The organism is Neorhizobium huautlense (assembly GCF_030811685.1).
GTDB lineage: Bacteria > Pseudomonadota > Alphaproteobacteria > Rhizobiales > Rhizobiaceae > Neorhizobium > Neorhizobium huautlense_A.
The window spans coordinates 19,576-30,994 of the sequence record NZ_JAUSRF010000031.1; the positions used below are offsets into that span (position 1 = coordinate 19,576).

Annotated in this window: 8 protein-coding genes; 7 read left to right on the forward strand and 1 reads right to left on the reverse strand. The window is 60.3% G+C overall.

The window, feature by feature from the left end; genetic code table 11:
• The first annotated feature begins 2 nt into the window (after positions 1 to 2).
• Genes J2T09_RS26675 through J2T09_RS26700 form a run of 6 tightly spaced genes read left to right on the forward strand, consistent with a single transcriptional unit; the run spans position 3 to position 9,396 of the window.
• On the forward strand, positions 3 to 959 hold the full coding sequence (locus tag J2T09_RS26675; protein ID WP_306840119.1) for a hypothetical protein: 957 nt from the start codon (positions 3 to 5) through the stop codon (positions 957 to 959).
• A complete protein-coding gene (locus J2T09_RS26680; protein ID WP_306840120.1) occupies positions 956 to 4,807 on the forward strand; it encodes a hypothetical protein in 3,852 nt (1,283 codons plus the stop codon). The genes J2T09_RS26675 and J2T09_RS26680 overlap by 4 nt, the downstream gene beginning before the upstream one ends.
• Positions 4,807 to 6,237, forward strand: a complete 1,431-nt coding sequence (locus J2T09_RS26685; RefSeq protein WP_306840121.1) for a hypothetical protein — start codon at positions 4,807 to 4,809, stop codon at positions 6,235 to 6,237. Before J2T09_RS26680 ends, J2T09_RS26685 begins: the two co-directional genes overlap by 1 nt.
• A 22-nt stretch (positions 6,238 to 6,259) precedes the next feature.
• Positions 6,260 to 6,529, forward strand: coding sequence for a phosphopantetheine-binding protein (locus J2T09_RS26690; RefSeq protein WP_306840122.1), 270 nt, complete (start codon positions 6,260 to 6,262; stop codon positions 6,527 to 6,529).
• Positions 6,526 to 7,761 (forward strand): beta-ketoacyl-[acyl-carrier-protein] synthase family protein, encoded by a 1,236-nt coding sequence (locus J2T09_RS26695; protein WP_306840123.1) that lies wholly within the window; start codon positions 6,526 to 6,528, stop codon positions 7,759 to 7,761. The genes J2T09_RS26690 and J2T09_RS26695 overlap by 4 nt, the downstream gene beginning before the upstream one ends.
• A 6-nt stretch (positions 7,762 to 7,767) precedes the next feature.
• Positions 7,768 to 9,396, forward strand: coding sequence for an AMP-binding protein (locus tag J2T09_RS26700; RefSeq protein ID WP_306840124.1), 1,629 nt, complete (start codon positions 7,768 to 7,770; stop codon positions 9,394 to 9,396).
• A 55-nt stretch (positions 9,397 to 9,451) separates the two neighbouring features.
• Here J2T09_RS26700 and J2T09_RS26705 read toward each other — a convergent pair whose 3' ends face one another.
• Positions 9,452 to 10,390, reverse strand: a complete 939-nt coding sequence (locus J2T09_RS26705; protein ID WP_306840125.1) for an IS110 family transposase — start codon at positions 10,388 to 10,390, stop codon at positions 9,452 to 9,454.
• Positions 10,391 to 10,692: 302 nt separating this feature from the next.
• Here J2T09_RS26705 and J2T09_RS26710 point away from each other — a divergent pair.
• On the forward strand, positions 10,693 to 11,419 hold a 727-nt coding region (locus J2T09_RS26710; protein ID WP_306840126.1), incomplete at its 3' end, for an IS630 family transposase.

Genomic DNA, 11,419 nt, shown 5'->3' on the forward strand with positions numbered 1-11,419 from the left:
AAGTGACTGGCGCACGGAAAAAACGCAGGATCGAGCTGGCAGACCTCATGCGCATGGCTGCCGAGCCTCTGGTGCAAAGGCATGCCGTAAGGGGGCTGGAAAAAAGCGACGTGCCAAGCTTGCCGCTGCCTGTTCCCTTGCCGCAATCGGTCATTGACTGGCTGGCGCAGGCGAGCCTGCTTTATGGTGTCCCGTTCGAATATATCGTGCCGGATGCGCGCATGTTGCCGAGGGAATCCATCCGGTTTTTCTATATGGATGTGAACTGGCTGCAACGCATGATCGAGGGCGCTATGAGCATCGGCGTGTCCAGCAGCGCCGATAGCATTCAGATCCTGACTGCGATCCAGGAAATCGTGGACCGTACGCTCTTGAGCACGCCCCAGGTTCGCGCCCGCATGCGGGGGAAACCCCTGCCGGCCGAAGCCGAACAGGTTGGACCGATCACCGGCTTTCTCCTGCGTTCGGCGGCGGTCTCGGGTTGGCCGGGGATGGAGGTCACGGCCTATGCGGGAGAGACCACCGATAGCGCCGTATTGCAATTGCTGCGGCTCGATCGGCTGTCCGACACGATCCTCATCGCGTTGTTCAACGGGCTGCCCAAACGCGTCGATATCCTGCAACCCCCTGAAAGCCTGCATTTCGGCATCCGTCCGAACGGCGCCACCTTCTACAGCTTTCTGCGCGGGCTCGGTTATGGCGGACATGCCCCGGGCCTGCAGATCGGCAGTGTCGAGGCGCCGGTCAGCATGCGAACCGATGCCCGCTATCCCGGGGTCGTCGACATTACCAAAACAGCCGCCAGTTTGAAAAACGCATTGAAAACGCAAAATGCGCTGGACACCGCGGAAACCTTCACGTCCGCGGAATTCGCCGTACAGATGGTTCGTGCAGCAGGGTTGCAGAGTTTCGAATGGGGTGTCGCTCCCACAGCCGCACAGGGGGGGAAGAGCCAATGACCGGCGATGGCAGCATTTCCAATCAGGGGTTCAACAATCCGCTCTGGCCCGGTCCTTGCCTGTTCGTGCCGATCACGCTGGAATGCCTTGTGATCGGCCAGCCCAACCAGACCGGGACCTGGGCGAACATGACAATCGATTACCGGCAATTGCCCAAGGCCTTCGATCCCGACCCGAAACCCTTTACGACCGCGGCTGCGCCGCCGCAGACCGGCGCCTATCTGCAGGTGACGCTGCCTTTCGGTTTCCGCAACGGATCGCAGGATCCGGCCACTGGCGATGTCAGCTTTCCCGCTATTCCCAATCGCTGGCTGTTCCTGCGATGGGTATCGACAAACCAGGGCGATGCGCCGGTCCTGACGGCGACCGTGCTGCAATCGGATTTTCTCGGAGCGGTCGGAGAAGGCAGCAATTCCTATCCGGACCCGGATGAGGCAGGGCAGACGCGGTATATCGGCCGCTCGTTTGCACTCGCCGACTGGACCGATCCCACCAGTCCCGCAGAGCCTGTTCTGGTTTCGATGGGACCGGGCAGCGTTTCCTGGGTCTCGACCTATCAGAACACCCGCGACGTCCTGTGTTTTTACGATGCGCTGGACGATCTGGACAATGGGCTGGTCAGTTATGCGGCCCTTGGCTGGTATTCGAATTCCGTTTTCGATCCCTTGCGCAACGTGACCGATAAGACTGCGGACGGCTTCACGTCGGAAGACGGTTGGAACGAGATCATGTCGGCCCTGCGGTTCAGTCTCGGGGGCGCTGCCGGAAGCAGCGATGCGAAAAAGGCCTGGGCGTCATGGCAGGCGGCGCATTCGATCACGAACCCCATATCCATTCCCGCCATTCAGGACCAACTGGCCAGCCAGTCCCTGTGCCACGGAATGGTCTACGGGATCGACTGGAAGGGCCCCGCAGCGAATTATCCGCGTGACCCTATCCTGAGCGGACAACATCCCCTGTCCGTCGCGGTCGGCGGCACCGGGTTCGAGGCAATCGCCGCCTGGCTGGCCAATGAGCTCGACAGTCCCGATCTGGAGGACCTGTTGCTGGCGCTGCAACAGGATATGGTGACGGACTACCTTCAGGAGCCTTCGATTTTTCAGGACAAGAGCTTCGGGGCGCGCTTCACGCGCAGCGATGCCGGAACGGTCTGGCTGGTGGCGCCCGCGGAGGGAACAGACAAGGCCCGGGGAAAGAACCTGCAGACGGTGAACCTGAGCAGGGCGCAGACCGACCTTCTGACCGAGGTGAATGCCGGACAAAACCAGCTGGACGTGACGCAGCAGGCGATCGCAGGCAATGCAGAAGAGCTGTTTGCCCTAGTCTACAAGCTTATTCAGACGCCGGAAAACCCGTTCGGCGGCAATGAACGGCGGCGGCAGATACTGGATGCGATCTCGGCCGTCAACGCGACGCTATCCACCTTGTCGGCGCAGGAGAGCCGGCAGCAACAGACGCTTTCCACCGATCTGCAGGCCTTGCGGGCTGCCCTTGGCAGTTCGTTCAATCTGAGCAGCACCGCCGGCCAGCGGTTTCAGGCGCCGTCCTCCACAAGCATCATGATTGCAGGCGCAAAACAGGATACGCGTTTCCTGCCGCCCGATGCAGACGGCACCGGAGAGGACACCTTGACCTGCCGTTTCACCGGACAGACGGTGACGGCCTTGACCGTCAGCGTGCCCGGAGCTTCGCTGGAGACCATTTCCGCCAACGATCTCGGGCGGAGCATCAATTTTCCCACGCTGCCCCGGGGCCTGCCCAAGGAACTGGATGATTATCTCGTCGAGGTGCTGCTGCTCGATACGGCCAATGCCGGTTTCCTCGCCAAACTCGCCTTTGCCAAGGCAGGCATCGACAATCCGGACCCGTCCGCATTAAATTCCCTCAGCCAGACAATCCGGGCGCAGCAGACGGCCCCGTTCACGGCGACGCCACAGACCGAATACTCGGAACAACTGGCTGGCGCGGCCGTGGGCTTTTCAGGCGTGGTGCCGATGAAGCGGTCGGTATTGCCCTATTCGCCGGCCTGGTCTCCCTTGTTCATCGACTGGCAAGTTACTTGGCATCCGTCGGCCGTTGATGCGGCCGGCATGTTGACCAACTGGAAACTCGCTTCCATCGAATTCGACTGGGCGGGCGTTCCAATACCCCCTGCCACCGAAACGATCATGGGCCGTACCATCATTGGTACGCAGGTCTCGGCAGGTCTCGCCGCAAAGCTCGGCGATTTCACCAGGCTGGACCCGAATTTCAAAACGCTGCCGATTTACCAGCAAAGGGCGCTGGAGGAGGCCTTTGGTGAAATCCAGGAATTCGACATCATAACCGGATCGCTCGAGGCGTTCGGATCGACAATGCTGCAAAAGGTCAGCCAGATCACCCAGCTGACCGACCCTGATCCGATTGTCCAGGCGTATATCCAGCAGGCGCCCTCGATGGTGCCCCTGCCGGGCAATGGTTCGGGACCCGGGTTTTATCCCTTGCGCGCGGGCCATTTCACGCTTGAGCAGCTTTGGATCGTCGACACATTTGGTCAGGTTCTGCGTGCCACCAATCCCGGTGAGACGGTTTTCCCCGTTCGCTCGCAATCCGTGACGACCAAAAATGTCGGTGGTGACGATAACAGCCGATATGTTCAGGTCGCCCCGTCCATCCAGCAGGACAGCCGCATTCGTCTGCGCCTTCTCGATGCGGAGGATGACACGATCGTCACGAATTCCTCCAATCTGACCAATCCCGTCGCAGGGTGGCTGCTGCCCAACCACATAGACAATTCCGTTCTGGTGTTTGACCAGGTAGGCACACCGCTTGGTGAATTGCTGCCGGTCATCACCGATCTGGGCGCGAGTATCCGCTGGGATCCGGCACCGGGAACAAGCGTGCCGCTCGGCCAGCCCCCTGCCATCGACAATCCGCACCTGCTTGGCTTTGTCAACGGTTTGCTGACCCAGGCACCGATATCCGGTGACAAGGCGCTTCGGGATCTGCTCGATGTGATAGACCTGACCCTATGGGCTACCGCCGGCATCCAGCAGCCTGCCGACGACAATCTTGCCGTGCTCATCGGGCAGGCGGTGGCGGTGGTGCGCGCCGACATCAATCTGGAACTGTCGGGCCCGCCTGCCGTCAACCAGTCCTGGGCCGATACCGGGCGGAAGGATGCGGGCGGATTGCCCGGCGTGGCCTTCGCAACCCATATCGGCGATATCAATTATGCCGGCAACGGCGTGCTAGGATATTTCCTCAACGACGATTATTCGCTGTTGAACCCGATCCGGGGTTTCGACAGCACGATGGCCGCCGTGCGGCGTGCGCTGTCCGGCGGTGATGTTCAGGACAGGCTGGCGCAGGCCCTTGAGGCGCTTGGCCAGGACACGCAGGGTGGTGCCGAACCGGCATCGATCTATCTTAACGCCGATCCGAAAGTCATGCTGAAGCCGGACGGGAAAATCGCCAGGCTGACAATCCTCATGGACCCGCGCGGCCTGATCCCGGTCCTGTCCGGCATCCTGCCCGTCGTCAGCATGTCGCTCGAGCCGGCGTTCGTGGCCGCGATGAACCAGTTGCTGGCGACGTTCAGGATCGGTCCGATCCTGACGAGCCCGCGACAGGTGCAGATGCCCTTGCCCGGCAATGTTGCCGGGACATGGAGCTGGATCGCCCGCACCGGCATCACCACCTGGGAAACTGTCAACAACCTCCAGCCCAGTCAGCCCGACAGCATCGTGCCGAGCCAGATACCGACCCTTCGCGAAGGCTGGCTCGGCTTGGTTCCCAAGGTTCCGGTGGGTGGTCAGGGCGGCGCCTCGACAGTGGACATGACCTTTATCGAAAGGGAGAACGGCTGATGGAACTGTCTGGCGACGCGTTGAGGGAAATCGTGAAAACAGCGGCCGACGGGGCGGGAACCGATGCGGCTTATCAATACCGGTTCGATCCCGATACGCTGTTCACGGGCGTGATGGCGGCTCCCATCCTGACCGTGACCAATCCGAGCCAGACCGATGGCAGCGGCACCCGGACGATCTATGTCCTGATGCCGATCGGGCCGGACCCGGACGACATCACCACCGCCGCCGGTGGACTGGCGATTGTCGCTTCCGATCCCCGTTGGCTGGTCAGCCCCTATCTGACCGCCGACCCGCCATATCTGGCATTGAGCGGGCCTGCCCTGAAAGGCCTGGCAAGCATCAGTTTCGAATTCCAGAACCTCCTTGTCAGTTCATCCAGAGGCACGGCCTCATTCCTCATCAGGGAACTCGTAGGCAGCGGAAGCGCGACCAAGACAATCGTCAAGGACGCCGCGTCACTTGCGATCGAAAGCTTTTATGCCTCTCCCGTGACTGTGACCAAGGGGGCGCAGACCACACTGACCTGGGTGGTCTCGGGCGGAAGTTATGTCGTTCTGCAGCCGGGTAGTATCCGGCGAAACATTATCGGCTCCGGTGTTTTCACCGACAGTGTCAAGATGGATGTGGACGTGCCCTCACAGAGCTATCTGCTGCAGCTTTACACCGATGACCGGCAGTTCGTGCAGCAGGTGACTGTTGCATTCGTGGGCAGTGTCTTGGCGCAGCTCAACAGCAATGTAACAGGCAGGATCGGAACGAAAGACGAGGCCGCACTGACGTGGTCTGCCCAATACACCGATACCGACCCCAGTCTGATCACCCCCATCGACACGACAATCGTCGACAAGAGCGGGACGAAGACCATCGTCCCGGGCAATTACCTGACCGGCAACAGCTCCTCGGTCGCGGTTTCCCTAACGGCGGACGGTTTTAATGGACCCAGGACATCCACGGTCACCTTCGATTTCGAAAATGTCGGCATCCGCTGGTTCCGCTACACCGACATGAGCAAAACCACGACGACATATGATGTGGTCAATGCAGCACCCGGATCCCCAAGGGTGTCCGGTACCATCGGGAACTGGACGCTGACGACCTATGGTCCGGGAGCGGGTCAGGAGCCGCTGAGAGCCTATCTTGGCGGACCGCAATTGCAGGTTCAGGTGCTGACAGCCACCCCCAATCCGGCAAAACCCGGCGATGTGGTGACGGTGACGTATGCGACCGGCAACGCGCTGTCAGCCGCGTTGGGCGTCGGCATTGACCAGCCCACGTCGCCGGTCCCGCTCGATACCGACAGCCAGACAGGGAGCACGACGATCCAGGCGCCGGCCGCGTCGACAACGCTGGTGCTGATCGTGCGGGGGAGGGCGGCCTCGGACGTCTCGAGCCAACTGGATCTGACCGTGAATCAGGCCGTTTCATGAACCGTCAATAATGGAGAGCCTCATGACAACCCACATCGACGCCGACACCGTCTGGACCGAGATCCGCCATTGCATCAACAAGGTTGTGCCTGCTCTTGTCGAAGTCGACATCCGGCCTGAAACCCCTTTCGACAGTCTCGGCATTTCCTCGATCGAAATGATTACAATCGTTTTCGAAGTGGAGGAATTATACGACATCGTCATCGTCGACGCCGGGCTCGACGTTTTTCAGAGCGGCGACGAATTCGTCAAGCTGGTGCAGGTGCTGCTGGACAAGAAGGTCGCAGCATGAGCCGGCTCGACCCGTTTCGACCGGATGGATCAAATCGTGTTGTTGTGACCGGTATGGGCGCGGTTTCAGGCTTCGGTCTGGGCCTTGCCAGGATGTGGGAAGGCATTGTCGAGGGGCGCAGCGCCATCCGGCAGACATCCAGGTCTTTCGATGCGCTGGAGGTGACGCGGCCCGCGGCCACGGTCTCCGGTTACGAACCGGCCGAGCATTTTTCCAACGCCGAGTTGATGATGTCCGAACCGTTCTCGCAATTTGCCCAGATCGCGGCGCGCGAGGCAATCGCACAGGCCGGGCTGGAGGCAAGCCATCTCGGAGACGCAGCCGTTATTCTGGGCTGCGGCGGTGGCGGAGAACAGTCACGGGAGGATGCCGCGCGCCAGCTTTTCGGCAATAGGCGGCCGAGAGCCCATCCGACCACGGTGCCGCGCACCAACCATCAGGCGGCCGTGGGCCTGATTGCCATCGAACATCAGATCCTGGGGCCTGGCTTCGTCATCGCGACCGGCTGCGCTGCCGGCTCTCACGCCGTCGCCCAGGCGGCTATGATGCTCCGCCACGGTTATGCGCAGGTTGCCTTGACGGGTGGAACGGAGGCGAATGTCCTTTATTGTGCCATGCGTGCCTTCGATTCCGCCCGCACCGTTGCCACCGATACCTGCCGGCCGTTTTCGAAAGACCGCAGCGGGTTCGCTCTTGGCGAGGGGGCCGGACTGCTGGTGCTGGAAACCATGAGTTCGGCCCTGCAGCGGGGTGCTGAAATCATCGGCGAGATCGCCGGTTTCGGCATGTCCTCCGATGCGGGAGATACATTGCAGCCCACTCAGCGCGGGCCGGTTCGCGCCGTGAAGACTGCCCTGCAGGATGCGGGCCTTGCACCGGACGATATCACCTATGTCAGCGCCCACGGTACCGGGACGCAGTTGAACGACAGGGTCGAAACCCGGGTCGTCAGGGAGGTCTTCGGAGCCCAGGCGGATCGGTTGCTGATCTCTTCCACCAAGTCCCAGATCGGCCATACTTTCGGCGCGGCAGGAGGGCTGGAATTGATCGCCACGCTCAAGGGCATGAAGGAAGGCGTGGTGCCCCCAACGGCGAACTATCTGGGGCCTGATCCCGATTGCGACCTCGACTATGTGCCGAACGAGGCTCGTGAAATCCGGATCAACGCTGCGGTGAAGCAATCCTTTGCCTTCGGCGGCGTTAATGCAGCTCTGGCTGTTCGGAGAATATGACGGCCGATGTCGCTTCTTGACCGCATCATTCCCGGCGATGACAACCGCGATCCCCTCTGGCGCTTTCCGGCGGAGGGGCTGGAGCTTCGGCTTTCGGACCTGTTGGCGCGAGCGGGCAGGATCGCGGCGGGTCTCATCCGAAGAAACGTGGCGAGAGACGATCGGGTCATCCTTCTGATGGATACCGGATCCGCCGCCGTCGCGGCGCTGCTTGCCGTGTGGTGGGTCGGTGCCGTCGCCGTGCCCTTGCGTCCCCATGGGGCGGATGATGGTGAACCGGACGGTCTGGTCTGTGACGTTGCCCGCATCTGCAATGCCCGGATCATCCTGCATACTGCCCATCTCGGTTTTCCCAGTGGCGGAACGATCTTCCATACCGATGTCGAGGCACTTGCGTCCGGTTGCGAACCTGCACCGGCGTTTGCCGAAACCTGCCTGAGCGATGTCGCCCTTGTTCAGTTCACCTCCGGCAGTACCGGACAGCCGAAGGGTGTGCGTGTCCGGCATGACATGATCGTCGCGCAATTGCAGCAATTGCGACACAATTATGCGCTCGGTGCCGTCGGCATCCGTCCCCGCTCAGTTGGGTCCTGGTTGCCGATATATCACGACATGGGTCTTTTCATCGGTATGCTGCTGCCGCTTTTTACCCAGTCAGATGTCGTCCTAGCGCCCCCGTCCTATTTTATACGCAACCCGGCACGCTGGTATCGCTTGTTGTCAGAGGTGCGCTGCGACCTGACTTTTTCCACTAATTCAGTTCTGGCGGCGACCTTGAAGGCGACCCGGCATCTGGCGCCAGGAAGTTGTGACCTGTCACGGCTGGTCATGTATCTCGCAGCGGAAAAGATTAGCGCCGTCGTCCTTGACTGGCTGGATGCGGCCCTCGGCCCCTTGGGTCTGTCCCACTCCAACGTTCGTACCGGCTACGGTCTGGCGGAATATGCGCTTGGTTGTACGAGCAGTGGCAATGGCCCCGTGCGGCGCCAAAGGGTTCGTATCTCCGGCTCGAATGTTTTTCCCTTGCAGGGCTCACCGGAGGGTCTCGACCTCGTGTCTGTGGGACACCGGAACGAGCGTTGCAATCTGAATGTTCGAGACTCTTCTGGTCGGCTGTTGCCCGATTGGCATATGGGAGAGATCACGGTTGCCGGGCCGTGCCTGACGGACGGTTACGAAAACAACCCGATAGCGACACAAGCCGCATTGGGGCGGGGGTATATGCGTACGGGCGATCTCGGCTTTTTAGCAGACGGTGAATTGTACATTTATGGGCGGTTGGATGACAGCTTTAGTGTCGGAGGCCGACAGATCGTGCCGGCGGATGTCGAACTCGATATTGAAGAACTGCATTTTATCGGCGCGGGCCGGTCGGTCCTGTTCAGTGTCGATGATGCCGACGCTGCGTTCTCACGGCAAATATTGTTGATCGAAAGCGCCAGGGAGTGGAGTCTTGCACAAAGGACGGATCGCATTTCGAAAATTCGGCAACTGACGCTGAACAAATACGGCTTCACCCCGACTGATATTTTGTTGGTGCCTCGAGGCATGGTAGAGAAAACCTCAAGTGGCAAAAAGCGTACAAGGGTTATCCGGCAACGGTGGGTCGAGGGAAAGATTCCGCAGCTTCTATGATCCGTGTGGCTTTTCAGTGGAGGGCGGGCTCTCTTCTTTAGAGCATTCGTTTTGATCAAGCGGCTTTTGGGATCCATTTTTGCTGTTTCCGCAGGAGTGCATTTGCGAGCACCACGAGCTTTCGCATGATCGCGGTGATTGCGACTTTGGGTGGTTTTCCGGCTTTCCGCAAAGCGTCGTATTTGGCCTTGAGATCGGGATTGAAGCGGGTGGCGACGAGTGCCGGCATATAGAGCGCCTGCCGGACGATGGCCCTACCGCCGACGATGAAGGCGCGGCCGGTCCATCGCCCGGACTGCCTGTCGTTTGGGGCAAGACCCGCAAGCTTGCCGGCTGCCTTTTCATCCAGTTCGCCCAGTTCGGGCATCTCGATGAGAAGGGTAAAGGCTGTGATCCTTGACAGACCGGGTATGGAAACGAGGATATCGAAGCGAGCCCTGAGGCTCTCGTCCGTTGCGATGCGATCGGCGATGACCTGTTCGACCTGGGCGAGCTGCGTTTCGATCTGCTTCAGGCGGGCAGCGTTCTGCCGTTTGAGGAGCGGTTGGGTGATGTTCTTGCCTCGGTTCTTCGCAGCCGTCCGGTCCTTCACCAGCGCCAGGCGCGCGGCATGCAACTCTTTGAGTTCCGCGAAAGAAGCCGTATCCGGGGATAAGAGACGTGGGTTCAGCAGCATGCCGAATTGCGCCAGCATCTCGGCATCCGCACGGTCTGTCTTGGCCAGTTTTCCAGTCGCTTCGGCAAACCGACGCGCCTGACGCGGATTGACCTTGGAAACGGGCAGGTTGCGAGTGAGCATGACGTGTTCGAAAGCCCTGTGATACGCTCCGGTCGGTTCATAGACGATACGCGCGACAGGCGTGTCGCCGATCCAACCGAGCATGGCGGCAAACCCCTTGGCGTCGTTGCGGATGCGCAGCCTGTCGCCATTCGGCAGACGATACAGATCGATATGGTCTTTCGAGATATCGGCACCGATGGTAATGTCAGTCATCTTTTCCGTCTCCTACGCTTGTCATCCGAGCCAGAAGCTCGGGTATCCGTTCAGGACGATTGGAAAAGATGGGGCGATCAAACTCTAACTCGGCCCGGCATTCAGCAGAATGGTGGCCCGCGGTTCTCCGATCCATCCCCCATCGCCGGCAAGGGCGGCTACCCAAGCCGGCGCTTCTTTTTCTCACAAGAAGCGCCGATAGTCATAAGACAAGCGTTTTCTCGTTTCTCTGAATCGGCTGGGATTCCCAAATCAGTTCTGTTCTGATTCACTGATGCTGGCTGGATGGAGGCCAGCATCATATGACCGCACCGTTATCGAACGATCTTCGTGAGCGTGTTGTAGCAGCCGTGTCGGGCGGCGAGAGTATCCGAACCATTGCTGCGCGCTTCGAAGTGGCGGCGTCTTCCGTGGTGAAGTGGTCGCAGCGCCATCGAGCGACCGGATCGGTTGATCCCGACAAGATGGGTGGTTACCGCAAGCGCATTCTGGAGCCGCACCGTAACTTCATTGTCGAGCGGCTGGCCCAAAATCCGCACCTGACGCTGCACGGACTGAAGGCCGAGCTGGCTGTGTGGGGGATTGCAGTCTCCCACAATACGATTTGGAAGTTCATACGCCGCGAGGGGCTGCGCTTCAAAAAAACGCTGTTCGCCCTTGAGCAGGCTCGTGCCGATGTCGCTCGCAGAAGAGAACGATGGAAGACCTTGCAGCCTCACCTCGATCCCGATCGACTGGTCTTCATCCATGAGACCTGGATCAAGACCAACATGACACCCATCAGGGGATGGGGGCCAAAAGGCAAGCGTCTGCGGGCGTTTGCGCCGCACGGTCACTGGCGCACGCTGACATTCCTCGGGGCCTTGAGAAAGGATCGGCTGGCTTCCCCCTGTGTCTTCGACGGGCCGATCAACGGCCAGTGCTTTCGCGCCTATGACCTGAGACCCATCGTCCCTCCAATTTTCAGGAGAGACTTGGGTTTTCAATCTGCCTTATGCGGCCTGTTTTTCCATAGCCATTTTCATTGCA